At 66.1% G+C, this 20,975-nt stretch carries 21 protein-coding genes; 11 read left to right on the plus strand and 10 right to left on the minus strand.

Features of this window, described 5'->3' with window-relative positions; translation table 11 throughout:
- Window positions 1-14: 14 nt before the first annotated feature.
- Both GLS40_RS02100 and GLS40_RS02105 read right to left on the minus strand, forming a co-directional pair.
- Window positions 15-623 carry a COG3650 family protein gene (locus tag GLS40_RS02100; RefSeq protein ID WP_160380942.1) on the minus strand — a complete coding sequence of 203 codons (609 nt, stop codon included), beginning with the start codon at window positions 621-623 and terminating at the stop codon, window positions 15-17.
- Window positions 623-1,444: an ABC transporter permease gene (locus GLS40_RS02105; protein ID WP_160380943.1), complete on the minus strand. Its 822-nt coding sequence runs from the start codon at window positions 1,442-1,444 to the stop codon at window positions 623-625. Before GLS40_RS02105 ends, GLS40_RS02100 begins: the two co-directional genes overlap by 1 nt.
- A gap of 138 nt (window positions 1,445-1,582) precedes the next feature.
- Here GLS40_RS02105 and cysQ point away from each other — a divergent pair, with 138 nt between their 5' ends.
- The 9 genes from cysQ (at window position 1,583) to GLS40_RS02150 (ending at window position 11,965) form a co-directional block, all read left to right on the plus strand.
- Entirely contained in the window at window positions 1,583-2,380 is a 798-nt protein-coding gene (gene cysQ / locus GLS40_RS02110) for a 3'(2'),5'-bisphosphate nucleotidase CysQ (RefSeq protein ID WP_160380944.1), read from the plus strand.
- A complete protein-coding gene (locus GLS40_RS02115) occupies window positions 2,380-3,180 on the plus strand; it encodes a 3-deoxy-manno-octulosonate cytidylyltransferase (RefSeq protein WP_160380945.1) in 801 nt (266 codons plus the stop codon). The genes cysQ and GLS40_RS02115 overlap by 1 nt, the downstream gene beginning before the upstream one ends.
- Window positions 3,177-4,415: a glycosyltransferase family 2 protein gene (locus GLS40_RS02120; protein WP_160380946.1), complete on the plus strand. Its 1,239-nt coding sequence runs from the start codon at window positions 3,177-3,179 to the stop codon at window positions 4,413-4,415. The genes GLS40_RS02115 and GLS40_RS02120 overlap by 4 nt, the downstream gene beginning before the upstream one ends.
- A gap of 222 nt (window positions 4,416-4,637) precedes the next feature.
- A complete protein-coding gene (locus GLS40_RS02125) occupies window positions 4,638-5,528 on the plus strand; it encodes a UTP--glucose-1-phosphate uridylyltransferase (protein WP_160380947.1) in 891 nt (296 codons plus the stop codon).
- Window positions 5,529-5,545: 17 nt separating this feature from the next.
- Window positions 5,546-6,529, plus strand: coding sequence for a UDP-glucose 4-epimerase GalE (galE, locus tag GLS40_RS02130; protein ID WP_160380948.1), 984 nt, complete (start codon window positions 5,546-5,548; stop codon window positions 6,527-6,529).
- A gap of 22 nt (window positions 6,530-6,551) precedes the next feature.
- Window positions 6,552-7,754: a glycosyltransferase family 4 protein gene (locus tag GLS40_RS02135; protein ID WP_202075774.1), complete on the plus strand. Its 1,203-nt coding sequence runs from the start codon at window positions 6,552-6,554 to the stop codon at window positions 7,752-7,754.
- 70 nt (window positions 7,755-7,824) lie between these two features.
- Complete coding sequence (locus GLS40_RS02140; RefSeq protein WP_160381148.1) at window positions 7,825-8,811, plus strand: glycosyltransferase family 2 protein; 987 nt, start codon at window positions 7,825-7,827, stop codon at window positions 8,809-8,811.
- A 16-nt stretch (window positions 8,812-8,827) separates the two neighbouring features.
- Window positions 8,828-10,528: a DUF5927 domain-containing protein gene (locus tag GLS40_RS02145; RefSeq protein WP_160380950.1), complete on the plus strand. Its 1,701-nt coding sequence runs from the start codon at window positions 8,828-8,830 to the stop codon at window positions 10,526-10,528.
- A 6-nt stretch (window positions 10,529-10,534) separates the two neighbouring features.
- The gene (locus GLS40_RS02150) at window positions 10,535-11,965 is read left to right on the plus strand and encodes a sulfotransferase domain-containing protein (protein WP_160381149.1); all 1,431 of its coding nucleotides are present in this window, start codon (window positions 10,535-10,537) and stop codon (window positions 11,963-11,965) included.
- 55 nt (window positions 11,966-12,020) lie between these two features.
- Here the strand turns inward: GLS40_RS02150 and GLS40_RS02155 are convergent, their stop codons facing one another.
- The 8 genes from GLS40_RS02155 to smpB all read right to left on the minus strand — a co-directional run bounded on the left by GLS40_RS02155 (window position 12,021) and on the right by smpB (window position 17,366).
- Window positions 12,021-12,485, minus strand: a complete 465-nt coding sequence (locus GLS40_RS02155) for a PTS sugar transporter subunit IIA (protein ID WP_160380951.1) — start codon at window positions 12,483-12,485, stop codon at window positions 12,021-12,023.
- 48 nt (window positions 12,486-12,533) lie between these two features.
- Window positions 12,534-13,103 carry a ribosome hibernation-promoting factor, HPF/YfiA family gene (gene hpf / locus GLS40_RS02160; protein ID WP_160380952.1) on the minus strand — a complete coding sequence of 190 codons (570 nt, stop codon included), beginning with the start codon at window positions 13,101-13,103 and terminating at the stop codon, window positions 12,534-12,536.
- A gap of 251 nt (window positions 13,104-13,354) precedes the next feature.
- The gene (lptB, locus tag GLS40_RS02165; protein WP_160380953.1) at window positions 13,355-14,113 is read right to left on the minus strand and encodes an LPS export ABC transporter ATP-binding protein; all 759 of its coding nucleotides are present in this window, start codon (window positions 14,111-14,113) and stop codon (window positions 13,355-13,357) included.
- Window positions 14,113-14,628, minus strand: coding sequence for a lipopolysaccharide transport periplasmic protein LptA (gene lptA / locus GLS40_RS02170; RefSeq protein WP_160380954.1), 516 nt, complete (start codon window positions 14,626-14,628; stop codon window positions 14,113-14,115). Before lptA ends, lptB begins: the two co-directional genes overlap by 1 nt.
- The gene (lptC, locus tag GLS40_RS02175) at window positions 14,625-15,269 is read right to left on the minus strand and encodes an LPS export ABC transporter periplasmic protein LptC (RefSeq protein ID WP_160380955.1); all 645 of its coding nucleotides are present in this window, start codon (window positions 15,267-15,269) and stop codon (window positions 14,625-14,627) included. The genes lptA and lptC overlap by 4 nt, the downstream gene beginning before the upstream one ends.
- Window positions 15,241-16,209: a KpsF/GutQ family sugar-phosphate isomerase gene (locus tag GLS40_RS02180; RefSeq protein ID WP_160380956.1), complete on the minus strand. Its 969-nt coding sequence runs from the start codon at window positions 16,207-16,209 to the stop codon at window positions 15,241-15,243. Before GLS40_RS02180 ends, lptC begins: the two co-directional genes overlap by 29 nt.
- Window positions 16,206-16,820 carry a ribonuclease D gene (locus GLS40_RS02185; RefSeq protein WP_160380957.1) on the minus strand — a complete coding sequence of 205 codons (615 nt, stop codon included), beginning with the start codon at window positions 16,818-16,820 and terminating at the stop codon, window positions 16,206-16,208. Before GLS40_RS02185 ends, GLS40_RS02180 begins: the two co-directional genes overlap by 4 nt.
- Window positions 16,821-16,892: 72 nt before the next feature.
- Window positions 16,893-17,366, minus strand: a complete 474-nt coding sequence (gene smpB, locus GLS40_RS02190; protein ID WP_160380958.1) for an SsrA-binding protein SmpB — start codon at window positions 17,364-17,366, stop codon at window positions 16,893-16,895.
- A gap of 143 nt (window positions 17,367-17,509) precedes the next feature.
- On the opposite strand from smpB, the gene GLS40_RS02195 reads away from it, so the two are divergent.
- Both GLS40_RS02195 and GLS40_RS02200 read left to right on the plus strand, forming a co-directional pair.
- Window positions 17,510-18,526 carry an NADP-dependent oxidoreductase gene (locus GLS40_RS02195; protein WP_160381150.1) on the plus strand — a complete coding sequence of 339 codons (1,017 nt, stop codon included), beginning with the start codon at window positions 17,510-17,512 and terminating at the stop codon, window positions 18,524-18,526.
- Between the two features lie 105 nt (window positions 18,527-18,631).
- Window positions 18,632-20,974, plus strand: coding sequence for a penicillin acylase family protein (locus tag GLS40_RS02200; RefSeq protein ID WP_160380959.1), 2,343 nt, complete (start codon window positions 18,632-18,634; stop codon window positions 20,972-20,974).
- The last annotated feature ends 1 nt before the right edge of the window (window position 20,975 follow it).

The following is a 20,975-nucleotide window of genomic DNA, read 5'->3' on the forward strand; positions in this document are numbered from 1 at the left end:
CCGGGGTCCTGACCCTAACGCTCCAGCGTGCAGCAGCCGGTGAAATAACTGGCTGCGCCCTGCCCTTCGATCAGCAGATCCAGCGTCAGCCCATAGGCCCGGTCCGACATGCCGTCGCTGCAGGCGCCCCGCGCGATGACGGCTGTTGCCTCGCCCGTGCCTTCGGCGTCGCGCAGGCCGCGGGCCTGACGGTCGCGCCGCCCGGCTGCCATGCCCTGCCAGGTTGTCACGAAATCCCGCGTCTCGCGGTCCGGCGCGTCGAACCGCCAGGCGGTGCCGTCGCGGGTCAGGCTCCAGAACGGTTCGGTTCCGAAACAGGCGGCGGGGGCGGCGAACCCCTCCTGCCCCGGCTGCAGGGCCATGAAGCGCATGGCGACCCAGCCCGATCCCTCATCGCTGTTGACCTGGCCCCAGCTGCCGCCGGAGGCCAGCGTCACCACCTCGACCCCCTGCCGCCCCGGGGGCAGCGCACCCATGACGGGCGCCGAGGCGGATGGCGCGGCGCGGATGTTCAGTACGTCATCGGCTGCCACGCCGCTGACGTCGTAGAGGGCGGGAAGATCCTGCTGGGCGTGGAGTGCCGCCGGCGCAAGGGCCAGCGCCGCCGCGGCCAGCCAGCGCATCAGCGCCGCGCGTTCCAGCTGATCGAGGCGTGGCGGCGGGTGTAGAATTCACCCATCAGGCCAATCATGATCAGCGCCAGCGACACGTAGATCGGGTAGGAGACCGACGAATAGCGCGGGAAGTAGTTGATGAAGACAAACCCCCGGCACTGGTCGATGGCGTGGAACAGCGGGTTCCAGTCGAACATCGCCAGCATGTAGCCGGGCAGGGAATTGGCCAGGAACATCTTGCCCGACGCAACCATGTTCGCCCGCTGGTACACGGTCGAAAAGATGCCGACGAAGCGCGGGAACCACGGCTTGACCGACAGCAGCACCACGCCGATCGCCATGCCCGAGAACCAGGCGATCAGCAGACAGCCATAGGCGCTGATCGGATCCTCGATCGTGATGTCGGTGAAGACCACGTCATAGATGAACAGGATCGCGAAAAGCGACAGCGTCTGGATGTACAGCGCACCGACAGCCGCCGAGAGGATCGAGATGATCGTGTTCATCGGCGCGTGTTGCATCATGGGCGAGGCCGGGCCGTCCGAGCCGACCACCGCGCCCAGGGTCTTGGTATGGGTCAGGAACAGGAAAATCCCCGACATGATGTAGAGCAGGAAATCCCCCCGCACCGCCGACCGCCTGAGCCCGAGGATCTGGAACATGAAGTAGAAGGCCAGCACGAAGATCGCGGCCTGCAACATGTTCACCAGGATCGACATGATCGCATTGCCATGCGCCTTGCGCACGTCACGCACGATCGAGTGATACACCAGCTCAAGTATGGCGAGTGCGGAATGGAAAGAGGATTTGGGTCTTGTCTGCTCGAACATCGCCGTCTTCTCCGCGACCTCTTGGATGACTGGCACGGAATTCTTGCCGTTCCGTAAGGGTTTCATCATAACGGGCACAGCAAATTTATTCAATTCAATCCAGGTCCCGCGGGGCCGGACGTACAAAGGAGTTGCCTTTTGGACTACACGAAGCTGATCGAGGTGATGCGGCAACTGGCCATCGAAGCCGGCGACAAGATCATGGAGATCTACAATTCCGACGATTTCGAGGTAAAGACCAAGAGCGACGCCAGCCCCGTGACCGAGGCGGACGAGGCTGCCGATGCGCTGATCTCGGCCGGGCTGCGCGCCGCGTTTCCCGACGTGATGCTGGTGACCGAGGAACAGGCCGCGACGCATTCCACCACCGGCGACACCTTCCTGATCGTCGATCCGCTGGACGGCACCAAGGAATTCGTGAACCGGCGCGGCGATTTCACCGTGAACATCGCCTATGTCGAGGGCGGCGTGCCGACCCGGGGCGTGGTCTATGCCCCGGCCAAGGAACGGATGTTCTTTACCCTCGCCGACGGATCCTCCGTCGAGGAGGAAGGCCCGTTCAACGCCGCGACCCCCGGCAAGACCTCGGCGATCCGTGTCTCGGACGCCGACAATGGCGCGCTGATGGTTGTCGCCTCGAAAAGCCACCGAGACCAGGCGACCGACGATTACATCGGCAAGTACGACGTCAAGGACATGAAGAGCGCTGGCTCCTCGCTGAAATTCTGCCTTGTGGCGACGGGTGAGGCCGACCTCTACCCCCGCGTGGGCCGCACGATGGAATGGGACACCGCCGCCGGCCATGCCGTTCTGGCGGGCGCGGGCGGCAAGGTGGTGCGCTTCGACGACCACAGCCCGCTGGTCTATGGCAAGGCGGATTACGCCAACCCGTTCTTCATCGCCTATGCCCCCGGGGTCGAGTTGAAGCCCGCCTGATGCCAGTCCTTGTCGTCATCCCGGCGCGCTATGCCTCTACCCGCTACCCGGGCAAGCCACTGGTCGCGCTCACCGGCGCGGGGGGTCAGGCGCGCAGCCTGATCCGCCGCTCATGGGACGCCGCGATGCAGGTCGGGGGCGTCGACCGCGTGGTCGTGGCCACCGACGACGACCGCATCCGCACGGCGGCCGAGGGGTTCGGGGCCGAGGTCGTGATGACCTCGGAGGCCTGCGCCAACGGCACCGAGCGCGTGGCAGAGGCCCATGCCGCGCTTGGCGGCGGCTACGATGTGGTGGTGAACCTGCAGGGCGACGCGCCGCTGACGCCCCACTGGTTTGTCGAGGATCTGATCGCCGGGCTGCGCAGCGATGCGGGCGCGGGGCTGGCCACGCCGGTGCTGCGCTGCGACGGGCGCGCGCTGAACGGCTTCCTCGCCGACCGCAAGGCGGGGCAGGTCGGCGGCACCACCGCCGTCTTCGACCGCGACCGCCGGGCGCTCTACTTCTCGAAGGAGGTCGTGCCCTATACCTCGGTCATCTACGGCGACGACGATCCGACCCCGGTGTTCCACCATGTCGGCGTCTACGCCTACCGCCCCGATGCGCTGGCCGCCTATCCCGGCTGGACGCAGGGCCCGCTGGAGACGCTGGAAGGGCTGGAACAGCTGCGGTTCCTGGAAAACGGCCACCGCGTGCTCTGCGTCGAGGTCGAGGCCCGGGGCCGCCAGTTCTGGGAGCTGAACAACCCCGGCGACGTGCCGCGCATCGAAGCGATGATGGCCGAGATGGGGATCGAATGACGGCACCTGCCGTCAGCGTGGTGGTTGTCAGCCGCGCCCGGCCAGACCGCCTGCGCCTGTGTCTGACCGGCCTGTCGCGGCTGCATTACGAGCCCTACGAAATTGTCGTGGTGGCCGATGCGCAGGGCATGGCCGTGCTGCGCGACATGGGGCTGGAGGACGAGGTCAAGACCGTCGCCTTTGACGAGCCCAACATCTCGCGCGCGCGGAACCTGGGGATCGGCATCGCCTCGGGCGAGATCGTCGCCTTCATCGACGATGACGCGGTGCCGGAACCGACCTGGCTGACGCAGCTGACCCGTGGCTTCGAATGGCCCGAGGCGGCGGCCTCCGGCGGCTATGTGCGCGGGCGCAACGGCATCTCGTTCCAGTGGCGCGCGCGGACGGTGGACCGCACCGGCACCTCGGCCCCGCTGGATCTGGAGGGCGACAGCCCCGTGCTGCTGACCCCGGCCGACGGCCGCGCGATCAAGACCGAAGGCACCAACATGGCCGTGCGCCGTACCGTGCTGGCCGAGCTGGGCGGCTTTGACCCGGCCTTTGCCTTCTACCTCGACGAGACCGACCTCAACATGCGGCTGGCGGCGCGCGGACATGCCACCGCGATCGTGCCCCTGGCCGAGGTGCACCACGCCTTTGCCGCCAGCACGCTGCGGGCCGAGAACCGTGCGCCGCGCGATCTGTATGATATCGGTGCCAGTACGGCGGTCTTCCTGCGCAAGCATTGCCCAAATGGCGAGCATCGGCAGGTTGTCGCAAAGCTGCGGGCAGAGCGCCGCCGCACGCTGCTGGAGCATATGCGCGACGGGCGCCTGGAACCGCGCGACGTGCGGCGCCTGACGGCCCGACTCGAGGCCGGGCTGGCAGCGGGCCGGGTCATGGCGCTGGAACCGATGCCCGAAATCCCGCATTCGCCGCAATGGTTCCTGCCCTTCGAAACCCGCGCCACGGGCCGGTCTGTGGTGATCTCGGGCCGCCTTATTCGGCGGAAAGCCCTGCGTGAACAGGCGGTTGCAGCGGCACAAACCGGCGATTGCGTGACCCTGCTGCTGTTTTCGCGCAGCACGCTGCGGCACCGTGTGCGGCTGACCCGCGATGCGGTCTGGGAACAGACGGGCGGTCTGTGGGGGGCCAGCACGCGCAGTCAACCCGCGATGCGCATGGCGCGCCTGGCCCGCCGCACGGCGGAGGAAGTCCGCCGGATCGCCCGACAGCGTGGCCTTGATCAAGCGTGAAGGTGGCCCGGGCGCGGCTTGCGTCGGCCAATTGTGACTGATCCGCGGCCAATAGGGCTGAAAAGCCATCAGAATGACCCAAATGGACGCTAACTGTGCTCGGCGTCAGACACCGAGAACATTTGCGCGAAGCCCTCGTTCTGTGCCAAACATGAGGGTGATATTAAGATGGCATAAGAACGAGAAATCGAGCAGCACACTGCCATAAATGAGGATTGAAGAATGCGTTCCAAAGTAACAAAGGCGATTTTTCCCGTCGCCGGCCTCGGCACCAGATTCCTGCCTGCAACCAAGTCGGTGCCGAAAGAGATCATGACCCTGGTTGACCGTCCCCTGATCCAATATGCGATCGACGAGGCACGGGCCGCCGGGATCAAGGAATTCATCTTCGTGACCTCGCGCGGCAAAGGCGCGCTTGAGGACTATTTCGACCATTCCCCCCAGCTCGAAGCCGAACTCCGCCGCAAGGGCAAGGAGAAGGAGCTCGAGGCTCTGGAAGCCACCAACATGGACAGCGGCGCCATCGCCTATATCCGCCAGCACAAGCCCCTGGGCCTGGGCCACGCGGTCTGGTGTGCCCGCCGCCTGATCTCGAACGAACCTTTCGCCGTGATCCTGCCGGACGATGTGATCGCCGCCGACAAGCCCTGCCTGCAGCAGATGGTCGAAGCCTACGAGGAACGCCCGGGCTGCATGGTCGCCGCGATGGAAGTGCCGATGGAAAAAGCCTCGGCCTACGGTGTGCTGGACGTGAAAGAGGACCACGGCAGCCTGGTCACGGTCAACGGCATGGTCGAGAAGCCGAAAGAGAACCCGCCGTCGAACCTGGCCGTGATCGGCCGCTACATCCTGACGCCCGACGTGCTGCGGAACCTGAACCGGAAGACGACCGGCGCGGGTGGAGAAATCCAGCTGACCGACGCCATCGCCGACGAGATCACCGCCGGTCGCCCGGTGCATGGCTTCCGCTTCCGCGGGCAGCGGTTCGACTGCGGCTCCAAGGCCGGTTTCCTGCAGGCGACGGTGGCCTTTGGCCTGGCGCGCGACGAACTGCGCGGCGAGCTGTGGAATTACCTGCATGAAGTCGTGAACATGGATCGCGCGGCCCAGTAAGGGGCGCGCCGTCCCTCATGGCGAACGTTCTGGTCACCGGCGGCGCCGGGTACATCGGATCCCATGCCTGCAAGGCATTGAAAGCGGCGGGCCATGTGCCCGTCACTTACGACAGCCTGGTGACGGGCTGGGCGGATGCCGTGAAGTTCGGCCCGCTTGAAACAGGCGAATTGACGGACCGCGCCCGACTGGACGCGGTCTTTGCCCAGTACAAGCCCGTCGCCGTCATGCATTTCGCCGCCCTCAGCCAGGTCGGCGAGTCGATGCAGAAGCCGGGGCTCTACTGGCACAACAACGTTGCCGGATCGCTGTCGCTGATCGAGGCGGCGGTGGCGGCGGGGTGCATGAACTTCGTCTTTTCCTCGACCTGTGCAACCTTTGGCGATCAGGACAACGTGGTTCTGGACGAAAACAGCGCCCAGTATCCGATCAACGCCTACGGTGCGTCGAAACGCGCGATCGAGGATATCCTCAAGGATTTTGATGCCGCCTATGGCCTGAAGCACGTGATCTTCCGCTACTTCAACGTGGCCGGCGCCGATCCCGAGGGCGAGGTGGGCGAATTCCACCGCCCCGAGACGCACCTGATCCCTGTCATGCTGGAGGCGATCGACGGCAAACGCCCCGCGCTGACGATCCACGGCACCGATTACGACACGCCCGACGGCACCTGCATCCGCGACTATGTGCATGTCTGCGACCTGGTGGATGCCCATGTGCTGGGCCTGAACTGGCTGATCGAGGGCAAGGGCAGCCGGGTGTTCAACCTGGGCACCGGCAGCGGGTTCTCGGTCCGGCAGGTGATCGACCAGTCGCGCAGCGTCACCAACCGCGAGGTGCCCTATCAGGAAGGCCCCCGCCGCCCCGGCGACTGTACCAAGCTGGTGTCGGGGTCGACCCGGGCCGAGGCCGAGCTGGGCTGGACCCCCGCCCGTTCGACCCTGCAACAGATGATCGCAGATGCCTGGCGCTGGCACCAGACCGGCCATTACACGAAGTGAGCCCCCCGCGCGGCTGCTGGACGTGACGCGTCTGGCCAGCCGGGCGGGGCGCGGGCTGACCGGCGTCGACAGGGTCGAACGCGCCTACCTCCAGCACCTTCTGGCCTGCCCCGGTCCGCTTTTCGGTCTGGCACGGACCGTGACCGGCTTTGCCCTGCTGGACCGCGACGGGATGGCCGCGCTGCTGGATCGTGTCGACGGACGGCAGGACTGGGGGGCGGCGGACCTTGTCGCGCGGATGGCCCGGCGGCTGACGCCGATGCGCCAGCGTGCGGATGCCGACCTGCGGCGTCTGGCGGCGGCGCGGTCGTCGCGGATCGGATTGAAATGGCTGCTCAGGCGCCGCCTGCCAGAGCGCACGGCCTATATCAATGTCGGACATTCCAACCTGACGCCCCGGGTGATCCGCGGGCTGCGCGCCCTGCCCGGCGCCACCATCGCGGTGATGATACACGACACGATCCCGCTGGATTTCCCCGATTTCCAGCGCGCGGGCACGGTCGAGCGTTTCCGCGCCCTGCTGGCGCTGGTGGGTCGCCATGCCGACCTGATCCTGGCGAATTCGCAGCAGACCGAACGCGACACCCGCCGCTGGCTGACAGCGATGGGGCTGAAGGCCCGATACCAGACGGCCCTGCTGGGCGTCGACATGCCCGCGCCGGATCCTGACGCCCTGCCCGATGGCCTGGGCATCGCGCGGCCCTATTTCGTCTGCCTGGGCACCATCGAGCCGCGCAAGAACCACGCCCTGCTGCTGGACGCCTGGGAGGAGATGGCCCGCACCATGCCCCCGGACGCGCTGCCCCTGCTGGTCGTCGCCGGCAGCCGCGGCTGGCGCAACGAGGCGGTGTTCGACCGGCTCGATCGCATGGCAAATGACCCGAAAAGCGGCATCCGCGAGGTGGCGGGCCTGTCCGACCGGGCCGTCGCGGCGCTGCTCTCGGGCGCGGCCGGGCTGCTTCAACCCAGTTTCGCCGAGGGCTACGGATTGCCGTGCGCCGAAGCCGCCGCCCTGCAAATACCTGTAATCTGTAGCGATCTTCCCGTTTACCGCGAGATGCTCGGGGATATTCCCGTTTACCTATCGCCCTCGGACAGCTATTCTTGGATCAAGAACATAAAGCAGTTGACACAGGCACATGGCAACACCCCCCGGGGCAGGTCGCAGGCAACAGACTTGCCGACGTGGACGTCGCACTTCAAGGTCGTCTTAAGGGTGACCTGATAAGTGTGCGGGGCGGTATTCCCGTGGATCGGAACGGCAGAGGCAGTTGAGCGTTGCGAAGAAATACCGGCTGAGGCTCCAGCGGCGCCGTTGGCTGATCCGTGCCGTGCGCCGGCGCCGCGATCTGTCCGTGGTCGCCAACCGCACGTCGCAGATCCGCAAGCGTGACATCCTGCTGTTCTCGACCCTGCGGAACGAACATATCCGGCTGCCCTACTTCTTTGAATATTACCGCGAACTGGGCGTGTCGCATTTCCTGATCGTCGACAACGACAGCACCGACGGCTCACGCGAGTATCTGGCCGAACAGCCCGACGTGTCGGTCTGGCATACCGCCAAAAGCTACAAGCGCGCGCGCTACGGGGTGGACTGGCTGAACTGGCTGCAGATGCGCCATGCCCACGGCCATTGGACGCTGGTTGTCGACCCGGACGAATTCTTCGTCTACCCGTTCTGCGATACCCGGCCCCTCAGGGCGCTGACCGACTGGCTGGACGCCTCGTCGATCAAGTCCTTTGCCGCCATGCTGCTGGATATGTACCCCAAGGGCCGGCTGGACGCCGAACCGTACCACCCCGGTCAGAACCCGCTTGAGATCACCTCGTGGTTCGATGCCGGCAATTACATGATCACCAAGAACCCGGAATTCGGGAACCTCTGGATCCAGGGCGGGCCACGGGCGCGGGTCTTTTTCCGCGACACGCCGCAGAAGGCCCCCGCCCTCAACAAGATTCCGCTGGTGAAATGGGACCGGCGCTACACCTACGTCAGCTCGACCCACAACCTGCTGCCGCGCGGGCTGAACCAGGTCTATGACGAATGGGGCGGGGAAAAGGCCTCGGGCGTGCTGCTGCACACCAAGTTCCTGAACACCTTTCCCGAAAAGGCGGTCGAGGAACTGGACCGTGGCCAGCATTATGCCGCCAGTGTCGAATACCGCGCATATGCCAAGCAACTGCGCGACAGCCCCGAACTCTGGTGCAAGTGGTCCGAGAAATACATAAACTGGCGTCAGCTCGAAATCCTCGGGCTGATGTCCAAAGGCAACTGGGCGTGAGGGCGGAGGAGCCCATGTGACGGTCGGTATCGTCATGCTGGTGCACACGGCCCTGAACCGGGCCGAGCAGGTCGCCCGTCACTGGGCGGCGGCGGGGTGTCCTGTTGTCATTCATGTCGACGTCAATGTCGGCCGCAAGACCTACAACGACTTCCGCCAGTCACTGCACGATGTCGACCGGGTGCGCTTTTCCAAACGGCACCGTTGTGAATGGGGGACCTGGGGCATCGTGGCCGCCACCCAGTCGGCGGCGGAACTGATGCTGCGGGATTTCGACGATGTCCGGCATGTCTACCTTGCCTCGGGCTCCTGCCTGCCGCTGCGCCCGGTGGAAGAGCTGATCGCCTACCTCAACGACCGCCCGCGCACCGATTTCATCGAAAGCGCCACCACGGCCGATGTCCCCTGGACCGTCGGCGGGCTGGACAGCGAACGGTTCACGATGCGCTTTCCCTTTTCGTGGAAACGGCACCGCTATCTGTTCGACCGCTACGTCTCGTTTCAGCGGCGGATCAAGTACAAGCGCAAGATGCCCAACGGCATCGTGCCGCACATGGGCTCGCAGTGGTGGTGCCTCACCCGGCACACGCTGTCGGCCATCCTCGAAGACCCCGACCGCGGCAAATACGACCGGTTCTTCCGCAGGGTCTGGATCCCCGACGAGAGCTATTTCCAGACGCTGGCGCGGCTCTACTCCCACCACGTGGAAAGCCGCTCGCTGACGCTGAGCAAGTTCGATTTCCAGGGCAAGCCGCATATCTTCTACGACGATCACCTGCAGCTGCTGCGCCGGTCCGACTGCTTTGTCGCGCGCAAGATATGGCCGCAGGCGACCCGGCTTTACCGTGCCTTTCTGACCGACGAGGCCAGCGCGATGAAGCGGACAGAGCCGAACCCCGGCAAGATCGACCGCATCTTCAGCCGCGCGGTGGAACGCCGGACACGGGGGCGCCCCGGGCTTTACATGCAAAGCCGGTTCCCGAACTGGGGCTGGGAAAACGGGATGACCTGCGCGCCCTATTCCGTCTTTCAGGGCTTTGCCGAGCTGTTCGAGGATTTCGAACCCTGGCTGACCCGCGCCACCGGGACCCGGGTGCATGGCCATCTCTTCGCCCCCGGACGTGTCGAATATGCCGGGGGGCAGGATGTGATCAACGGCGCGCTGCCCGACAGCGCCGCGATCCGCGACTACAATCCCCGCTCGTTCCTGACCAACCTGATCTGGAACACCCGGGGCGAACGGCAGTGTTTCCAGTTCGGCCCCGCCGATGCGCAGAAGATCGGGACCGACCTGGCCCAGGACCCGAACGCCAGCATTGCCGTCATTACCGGGGCCTGGGCCGTGCCGCTGTTCAACACCAACCGCAATTTCGGAGAGCTCAGGGCCGAGGCCGCGCGCCTGCAAAAGATCGAATCGAAGTTTGTCGAGCGTCTGAGGGCCCCCAGTGCCAAGGCGCGCAGCCGCATATGGTCGATGGCCGAATTCATCGAGGCCCCGATGGAATCGCTGCAGAACCTGACGGACGGGATCGCGACCCGCGCCCCCCGCCGCCTGACCGAGGCGCCCAAGATGGTCGATCTGACCGGGTTCGGCCACTTCCTGCAGAACCTCAAGAACCAGGGGATGCACCCCTATCTGATGGGCGATTTCCCCGTCACCGCCGATACGCCCGAACGGCCCCGCCGCCAGCCCAAGCCTTACCTCGTGCAGAAGTAGAGGATGATGCCCGACACCTTCGACTATTTCATTCTGTTCGCTGAAATGCGCACAGGATCCAATTTCCTGGAATCGAACCTGAACGCCTTTGCCGACATGGCCTGTCATGGCGAGGCGTACAATCCGCATTTCATCGGCTATCCCAACCGGGACGAGATCCTGGGCATCACCCGGGATCAGCGCGACGCCGACCCGGTGCGCCTGCTCGACGCGATCAGGGCGCAGCCCGGCACGATCGGCGGCTTTCGCTTCTTTCACGATCACGACCCGCGGATCCTGGACATTGCCCTGCCCGACCCGCGCTGCGCCAAGATCGTGCTGACCCGCAACCCGGTCGACAGCTATGTCAGCTGGAAGATCGCCCAGGCCACCGGCCAGTGGAAGCTGACCGATGTGCGCCGCCGCAAGGCCGACGCGGTGGAGTTCGACGCGGCCGAGTTCGAGGCGCATCTGGAGGCGCTGCAGGCGTTCCAGGTCCGGCTGATGAATGCGCTGCAGGTGAGCGGGCAGACGGCCTTTTACGTCGCCTACGAGGATCTGCAGGATGTCGCCGTGATGAACGGGCTGGCGCAGTTCCTTGGCGCCGCCTCGCGGCTGGAGGCGCTGGACACCTCGCTGAAGCGGCAGAACCCCAGCCCGGTGGAGGAAAAGGTCACCAACTTCCCGGCGATGGAGCAGGCGCTGGCCCGGCTGGACCGGTTCAACCTGAACCGCACGCCGAATTTCGAACCGCGCCGCGGGCCCGCGGTGCCGAGCTATGTCGCCGCCGCCGAAACGCCGCTGCTCTACCTGCCCGTCAAATCCGGACCCGAGGCCGAGGTGACGGCCTGGCTGGCCGCATTGGACGGGGTGGGCGAGGATGGGCTGCAGACCCGGTTCACGCAGAAGGCCCTGCGCCAGTGGAAACGGCGCAATGCCGGGCACCGCAGCTTTACCGTCATCCGCCATCCGGTTGCCCGAGCGCATGCCGCCTTTTGCGAGCGTATCCTGACGACCGGCGAGGGATCGCTGGCCGAGATCCGCAAGACCCTGCGCAAGGTCTACAAGCTGCCCCTGCCCGGGCAGGGGCCGGGTGCCGACTGGGACGCGGCGCAGCACAGGGCGGCCTTTGCCGGGTTCCTGGATTTCCTCAAGGCGAACCTGCTGGGCCAGACCCCGGTGCGGATCGACCCGTCCTGGGCCACGCAGAGCGCCACGCTGGAGGGGATGGGCCAGTTCGCCCTGCCCGACCTGGTGGTGCGCGAGGACGAGATGGCCACCCTGCTGCCCGACCTGGCCGCCCGCGTCGGCCACGGCGGGGCGCCGGTGCCCGTCGCCATGACAGAGCCCGGCCCGATACCGCTCGCCGACATCTACGATGCCGAGATCGAGGCCAAGGTCGCCGATATCTACCAGCGCGATTACATGATGTTCGGATACGGCGCCTGGCAGGGCTGATCTGCCGGGCATGGCCGGTCGCCCCCGGGGGCGGCCGGTACGGGGCGATGCGCCGTCAGGCGGCCTGCACCCCCTGATCGGCGGTCAGGATCGCGTGCAGGATCGCCGGGTCGGTGTTCGACCGCAGCTTCTTGCAGATGCCGGCATCACGGAAGGTCCGCGACACCAGCGCCAGCGCCTTGAGGTGTTCGACACCCGCGTCCTGCGGGGCGAAGAGGGCAAAGACCAGATCCACCGGCTGCCGGTCGACGCTGTCGAAATCGACCGGCTTTTCCAGCAGGATGAAGGCCCCCGTGACGTCGCCAAGCCCCTGCAGGCGGGCATGCGGCAGGGCTACGCCATGCCCCACGCCCGTCGGGCCCAGGCTTTCACGTTCCTGCAGCGCCTCGACGACCAGTGGCGCATCAAGCCCGTAGGCCTGTTGCGCCAGTTCGCCAAGGTCATGCAGCAGGCGTTTCTTGCTCGACGCCGCACCGATGACCTTCACGGCCTCGGGCTTCAGAATGCCTGAGAGGTTCATGCTCGTGTCTCGCTCCGATTCCTGTGCGGCCTTGCCGCACCGGGTGCCTCATGTGCGCGGGTCGATCCATCCGATGTTGCCGTCTTCCCGACGGTACACGACGTTCAACCCGTCCTTGCCCTCGTGACGGAACACCAGCACAGGTGCGCCCGCCAATTCCATCTGCATGACCGCTTCCCCAACAGAGAGCGACGGGATCTTCGTCTCCATCTCGGCCACGATGATCGGCTGCAGGGTATCGGTATCCGATTCCTCTCCGTCCTGATCAGAGGCGAGGATATACGAGGCTGCTCCGAAACTTTCAACCGGCTCGGACCGGGTTCTGTGGTGATCCTTCAACCTGCGTTTGTAGCGTCTGAGCTGCTTTTCCATCTTCTCGTTGCACGAGTCAAAAGCACCATAGATTTCAGTATCATGCGCCTTGGCCTGAACTGTAAGACCGGTCGAAAGGTGCACCGTCGCCTCGCAGGCGAACTGGTGGGCGTTCTTGGAAAAGACCACGATCGCCTCTGTCGGGCGCTGTGCGTACTTGGCCATGACGAGGTCGAGGTCATCGCGGACATGGGTTTGCAGTGCTTCCCCCACGTCGATCTGTTTTCCACTGATTTGGTAGCGCATGTCGTCTCCTTCCCTTGTGGCAATCGACACCTATCCCAACGCCCGAAGGGTGCCGGCAGTTTCAGTTCCGATGGCCGAGATAAGACAGTTGCATCGCCAAGACGTTACCCGGGCCGGTTTCCACGACCTTGCGGGAGAACGAAGCGAAAAGCGCGACTGTCATAAGAGTATTTGAGGCGAACTGCGTGCCACCTGTCAATGAAATCCGCCGCTGCATGGCGGCGGAACGGTGGCTTGCCGCTCCGCTTCGGTCACGAAATCCTGAAACTGTCGCCAAGATAGACTCGGCGCACATTCTCGTTCTGCACCACGTCTTCGGGCGTGCCCGACATCAGCACGCGCCCGTCGTGCAGGATGTAGGCGCGGTCGACGATCTCCAGCGTCTCGCGGACGTTATGATCCGTGATCAGCACCCCGATTCCGCGCTTCTTCAGGTCGGCGACAAGGTGGCGGATATCGGCCACCGAAATCGGGTCGACCCCGGCAAAGGGTTCGTCCAGCAACAGGTACTTGGGCTCTGCCGCCAGGCAGCGCGCGATTTCCACCCGCCGCCGCTCGCCGCCCGACAGGGCCAGGGCGGGGGCGCGGCGCAGGTGTTCGATCGAGAACTCCGACAGCAGCTCTTCCAGACGTTCGCGCCGCTTGTGCGGGTCCTTCTGGGTGATGTCGAGGATCGAGGCGATATTGTCCTGCACGTTCAGCCCGCGAAAGATCGACATCTCCTGCGGCAGATAGCCGATGCCCAGCTTGGCGCGGCGGTACATCGGCAGGCCGGTCACGTCGCGCCCGTCGATGGTCACGCGGCCCGCTTCGGGCAGGACCAGCCCGGCGATGGCGTAAAAGCTGGTCGTCTTGCCCGATCCGTTGGGCCCCAGCAGCGCGACGACCTCGCCCTTGTCGAGCGACATGGACACGTCGCGGATGACCACGCGCTTGCGATAGCTCTTGCGCAGGTTGGTGATCCGCAGGCCGGATCCGCCCTCGATCGATTCCAGTTCGGGCTTCGCCATCAGTTGCCGTCGCCCTGGGCGCCACCGCCCTTGGGATTCAGGATGGTGCGCACCCGACCCTCCATCTGGGCGGTGCCCGCGTTCAGGTCGATGGTCGCGCGGTTGCCGGTGATCGTGTCCGGCCCCTGCACCAGCACGACATCCTCGGTCAGGACCACGACGCCCCTGTCGACATCGTAATCGGCCCGCACGGATTCGGCGGCCTCGGCCCCGTTGACGAAGGTCACGCCGCCGGTCGCCTCCATCCGCTCGACGCGGGACTGGTCGTCGGAATAGATGACCAGCAGGCGCGGGGCGGTGAGGGTCATCGCCTCCTGCACCACGATCACATTGCCGGTGAATTCGGCGGTGTTGTTCGCCTCGATCACTTCAAGATTGTCGGACTCGACTTCGATCGGCGCATCGGGATCGCGCTCGCCGCTGCCGAATGCGACGGTCGTGCTCTGGGCGGCAGCGGTCAGGGGCAGCAGCAGCAGGCACAGGGCGGCAAGGGCGTGGCGTTTCAACGTGGTCATTCCTTGGGGTCGCGCGGATCGTATATCAGCTTGGCCCGCTGCGTCAGCAGCAAATGCGATTTTCCCGTTTCGGGATCGGTGGAGAGCTTCATCTTTCCGGCGGTGAAGCGGCCCGGCGGCCCGTTGCCCTGCACGAAGCCGTCGGTTTCGGCCCAGACGGTGGACAGGCCCGCGTTCAGCGCCTCGGTCTTCATCACGTAGCCATCGGTGGTGGTGATGACAACGTCGCCGGTCAGCCGGGTCATGTCGGCGGGCTGGTCGATCAGGCCCTTTTTCGAGGTGACAAAGATCACGCTGCCGCCGTTCATGTCCATCCGCCCGTCCACATCCGTGGCCTCGACCCGGGACATGTCGCCGTCGATGGGGCGGGCGCTGACGGCATTGATCGCGATGCGGTCGCCATTGTCCGTCACCCCGGCAAAGGCGGGTTCGGTGGCCTGCGGGTTGCGGGCGCGTTCCTTGAGGTCGATCTGGGCAAAGGGCAGCTCGTCCGGCACTTGGATACTGCGCGCCACCAGGAACAGCGTGGACAGGATCGCCAGCGCGGCCAGCGGCAGCACGATCTTGAGCCACGCGACCAGGCGCGAATGGATGTTCTCGCGCCAGCTCATGTCAGCCCAGGCCGATGCGCAGGCAGTCATGGATATGGATCAGGCCGGCCGCCTCGCCCTGCCCCTTGGGGTCCACCACGAACAGGCAGGTGATGCGGTTCGCGTTCATCACCGCCACCGCCTCCTGCGCCAGGGCGTCGGGGCCGATGGTGCGGGGGTCGTTGGTCATGACCTGGGCGGCGCTCCGCTCCAGCAGCCCGTCCATGTGCCGCCTCAGGTCGCCGTCGGTGATGATCCCGGCCAGCCGCCCCTCGCCCCCGGTTACGCCGACGACGCCGAATCCCTTGCGGCTGATCTCCAGCAGCGCCTCGGGCATCCTGGTTTCGCCCGCGACCAGCGGCAGGGCCTCGCCCTTGTGCATCAGGTCGCGCACCCGGCTGAGCTGGGCGCCCAGCTTGCCGCCGGGGTGGAAGGTGCGGAAATGCTCGGCGGTGAACTGGCGGTGTTCCATCAGCGCCACGGCCATCGCGTCGCCCAGGGCCAGCGCCATTGTGGTCGACGAGGTCGGAACGACCCCGGTGCCGCAGGCCTCTTCTGCGCGGGGCAGCACGATGGCCACGTCGGACTGCGTCAGCAGGGTCGAGCCGGGCTTGCTGGCCACGCCGATCATCGGGATCGCAAAGCGGCGGGTGTGGGCGATGATATCCGCCAGCTCCGGCGTCTCGCCCGAATTGGACAGCACGATGACCACATCACCCTGCGCCACCATGCCAAGGTCGCCGTGGCTTGCCTCGGCCGGATGGACAAACTGCGCCGGCGTCCCGGTCGAGGCCAGCGTCGCCGCGATCTTGCGCGCGATATGGCCCGACTTGCCCATGCCGCAGACGATCACCCGCCCGGTGCAGGCCAGCAGCACCTCGACCGCCTCGGCGAAGCTGTCGCCAAGCGAGGCCTCCAGCAGGCCAAGGGCCTCGGCCTCGATCCGGATGACCCGGCGGGCGGTGGTCAGGAATGTCTCGCGGTCCGTCATGTGTGGGCAAAGATGTCCTGTTCGGGCCAGCCGGCCAGGTCCAGCAGCGCCCGGTGCGGCAGGAAGTCGAAACAGGCCTGCGCCAGCGCGGTCCGGCCCTCGCGCTCAAGCCGGATGTCCAGTTCCTCGCGCAGGCGGTGCAGGTACAGAACGTCCGAGGCGGCATACTCCAGCTGGGCCTCGCTCAACGTTTCGGCGCCCCAGTCGCTGGATTGCTGCTGCTTGGACAGGTCCACGCCGATCAGTTCCTGCGTCAGGTTCTTGAGCCCGTGCCGGTCGGTATAGGTGCGCACCATCTTGCTGGCGATCTTGGTGCAATAGACCGGCGCCGCCAGCGCGCCAAAGGCATGGTACATCGCCGCGATGTCGAAACGGCCGAAATGGAACAGCTTGAGCACCTTGGGATTGGTCAGCATCCGCGCCAGGTTCGGCGCCTCGGTCTGGCCCTTCGCGACCTGCACGATATGCGAATTGCCGTCCCCGCCCGACATCTGCACGACACAGAGCCGGTCGCGCATCGGGTTCAGGCCCATCGTCTCGCAGTCGATGGCCACAACGGGGCCCAGGTCCAGCCCGTCGGGCAGGTCGTTCTGATACAGGTGATTGGTCACGGGATCATCCGTCGCTAGGGTACGCCCGGCACATAGCCCGCCGCGTCCCACGTTGCAATTGCGCGGCGCGGATCAGTGATTTTCCTTGAGCAGGCGCTGCTTCTGCCGGCCCCAGTCACGCTTGGCCTGATCCTCGCGCTTGTCGTGGTTCTTCTTGCCCTTGGCGATGCCGATCTTCACCTTCGCCATACCGCGATGGTTGAAGTAGAGCACCAGCGGCACCAGCGTCATGCCCTTGCGGCTGGTGGCCTGCCACAGCCGGGCCAGTTCCTTGCGGCTGACCAGCAGCTTGCGGCGGCGGCGCGGTTCGTGCCCGAACATGGCCTGTTCGTAGGGGGCGATATAGCTGTTCACCAGCCACAGCTCTCCCTCTTCCACCGCCGCGTAGCTTTCCGCGACGTTGGATTGCCCGGTGCGCAGCGATTTCACCTCGGATCCCGTCAGCATGATTCCGCATTCGAGGTCTTCCTCGATCGCGTAATCGAAACGGGCCCGCCGGTTCTCGGCGATCACCTTGTAGTTCTTGTTTTCGTCTTTCTTGGCCATGATCGTCTGTCCATATAGGAACTCGGGCCGCGCTGTCCATCACCCCGGCAGACGCCGCAGTGCGGAAATAATTTCCGCTTGGCATTCCGCGATGCGCGGCCCAGTGTGTCGCCGACGCGAAAAGGGAGGACACCGTGAGCACAATGAAACGCATCGTTCTGGCCAAGCGGCCCGAGGGCCCGCCGAGCGACGAGAATTTTCGCCTGGAAGAGGTCGACCTGCCGGAGCCGGGCGAGGGAGAGATCCTTGTCAAGGTTTCGCATATGTCGCTGGACCCCTATATGCGCGGCCGCATGGACGACGTGAAAAGCTATGCCGCCCCCGTGCCCGTCGGCGGCACGATGGAGGCCGGCGCCGTGGGCACCGTGCTGAAATCCAACGATCCGAAATTTGCCGAGGGCGACACCGCGTTCGGCATGTTCGGCTGGGCCGATCACGGGATCACCAAGGCCAAGATGTGCCGCAAGGTGGATCCGGATGCCGCGCCGGTCTCGACCTCGCTGGGCGTTCTGGGCATGCCGGGGTTCACCGCATGGGCCGGGATGACCGCCTATTCCGACATGAAACCCGGCGAGACGCTGGTTGTCGGCGCCGCCACCGGGCCGGTCGGCTCGATGGTCGGGCAACTGGCCAAGCAGGCGGGCTGCCGGGTTGTCGGCGTCGCGGGCGGGTCCGACAAGTGCAAGATGGCGGTCGAGACCTTCGGCTTTGACGCCTGCATCGACCACCGCGCCCATGGCTCGGCCGCCGAGATGCGCGAGGCGCTGGCCGCGGAATGCCCCGACGGCATCGACATCTATTTCGAAAATGTCGGCGGCCCGACTCTGGGCGGCGTGCTGCCGCTGATGAATCTGAATGGCCGGATCATCATCTGCGGCATGATCGCATGGTACAGCGGCGCGCAGGACGACACCGCCGCCATGCCGCTGCAAAGGTTCTGGCGCATGATGCTGGTGAACCGTCTGCAGGTCTTCGGCCTGCTGCAGACCGATCATGTGGCGCGCTTTGGCGAGTTCCTGAAAGAGGTCGCGCCCAAGGTCGCCAGCGGCGAGATCAAGTATGTCGAGGACGTGGCCGAAGGGCTGGAAAACGCACCCTCTGCCTTCATGTCGATGCTCAAGGGCGGGAACAGGGGCAAACAGGTCGTCAAGATCGGCTGATCCTTTCATGAACGGTGCCGGGGGCGGCCTCGCCCCCCGCATCATGTCCCGTCACGGGGCGGGACCCGGTTCGCAGCACCGCGCTGCGCCAGAGGAGGACCGCCCATGACCGGCACCGCTACCGACATCATCGCCCTGCCCGGGCTCGACGGACCCGTCGAGATCCTGATGGATCGCTGGGGCGTGGCGCATATCCGGGCGGGCAGCGATGCCGACCTGTTCTATGCCCAGGGCTTCAACGCCGCGCGCGAACGGCTCTGGCAGATCGACCTGTGGCGCAAGCGCGGGCTGGGGCTGCTGGCCCGCGACTTCGGCCCCGGCTTCATCGAACAGGACAAGGCCGCGCGGCATTTCCTTTACCGTGGCGACATGGCGGCGGACTGGGCCGCCTATGCCCCCGATGCCCGCCAGATCTGCGAGGCCTTTACCGCCGGCATCAACGCCTATGTCGATGCCGCGCTGACCGGGCGCCAGCCGATGCCGCCGGAATTCGCTCTGATGGACACCCAGCCCGACTATTGGCAGCCCGAGGACGTGACCCGCATCCGCTCGCACTGCCTGACCCGCAACCTGCTGTCCGAGGTCGTGCGCAACAACGCCATCGCCGCCCACGGCGCAAGGGCCGACCTGCTGCGCGAGGAACTGCGCCCCCGGGTCGATCCGGTCTTCGACCCCGACGTTCCGCCCGGCTCGGTTCCGATGGAAGCGCTGGAGATGTTCAAGCTGGCCACCGCCGAGGTCAGCTTTACCCCCGAACGCATGGCCGCGACGCTGGAACAGGCGCATCTGTGGCGCGTCCTCTCGCCGCTTGGCGATATCATGATGGCGGCCGAAGGCGACGGGTCGAACAACTGGGTGGTCGCCGGGCACCGCACCGCCACCGGGCGGCCGATGATGGCCAGCGACCCGCACCGCGCGCATATCCTGCCCTCGATCCGCTACATGGTGCATCTGAAGGGGCCGAATTTCGACGTGATCGGCGGGGGCGAACCGGTGCTGCCGGGCATTGCCATCGGCCACAACGGGCATTCGGCGTTTTCCTTCACCATCTTCAAGTCGGATCAGGAGGACATGTATGTCTACCGCACCGACCCTGAGGACCCGGACCGCTATCAATACGGCGACGGATGGGAGGGGATGCAGCGCGTGGACGAAACGATCCCGGTACGCGGCGCGCCCGATCAGCCCTTTACCATGCGCTTCACCCGGCACGGGCCGGTGGTGCTGGACCGGCCCGGTCAGGCCTATGCGGTGCGCACCGCCTGCGGCGATGCGGGATCGGCCCCTTATCTGGCCAGCCTGTCGGTGATGCGGGCGCAGGATTACGGGACCTATCGCAAGGCGCTGGAAAGCTGGGGCGCGCCGACGCTGAACCACCTTTATGCCGATGTGACCGGCACCATCGCCTGGCAGACAGTGGGCCTGACCCCGATCCGGGGCAACTGGAACGGGCTGGTGCCGATGCCGGGCGACGGGCGGTACGAATGGCGCGGGCGGCTGACGCTCGACCAGATGCCGCATGCCAGGGATCCCGCCTGCGGCTACCTTGCCACCGCGAACGAAAACAACATCCCCGAGGGCTGGGATCCGGAGGCCGCCGCCGCCATCGGCTATGAATGGTCCGACGCCAGCCGGGGCGAGCGCATCCACGCCGTGCTGGAGGCCGACGCCAGCCATACGCTTGAGGCCGCCGGGCGGCTGCAGAACGACGTGCATTCGATGATCGCCGAGCGGACGCTGGCGGTGCTCGGCTCTGCCAACCTGGCGGATCCCGCCGCCCCCGCCGCCGCGCTGCTGGCCGGCTGGGATTGCGAGATGACGGCGGATTCGGCCCAGGCGATGTTCCTGGAGTACTGGACGAACCGGCATCTGAAACCCGCCCTGTTCGATATCGTCAGCACCGGCGACGGCCCCAGGGGCCTGCTGGCGCCCGGGTCGATCCAGTCGGTGCTGGACCTGCTGGAACGCCCCGGCGACTGGCTGGAGGGGGCCGAGCCTCTGGCCTTGCGCGACCAGATCCTGTCGGACACCCTGGCCGCCGCCTGGGCCGATGCGCAGGCAAACCACGGCGCGCCCGGCGGCTGGAGATGGGGCGCCCTGCACACCCTGCCCCTGCCGCACAAGCTGGCCCGCGTGGCGCCCGAGGCCGAAGCCTGGTCGATCCCGACGATGGAACTGGGCGGCAACGGCTCGACCCCCAACAACGCGATCTACCGCGCGTCGGATTTCCAGACGCTGACCGGGCCGTCGATCCGCCTGCTGATGGACGTGGGGGCCTGGGACAATTCGCTGTTCGTCAATCTGCCCGGCCAGTCCGGCAACCCGGACAGCCCGCATTACGGCGACCTGGCCCAGGCCTGGCTGAAGGGCGATTATCGCCCGCTCGCCTATTCCGACGATGCGGTCGAGGCCGCAACCGAGGCGCGGCTGCGGCTGGTGCCCGGGTAGT

The sequence above is a fragment of the Pseudooceanicola pacificus genome, assembly GCF_009789075.1.
In the GTDB taxonomy this organism is placed as follows: Bacteria; Pseudomonadota; Alphaproteobacteria; order Rhodobacterales; family Rhodobacteraceae; genus Pseudooceanicola; species Pseudooceanicola pacificus.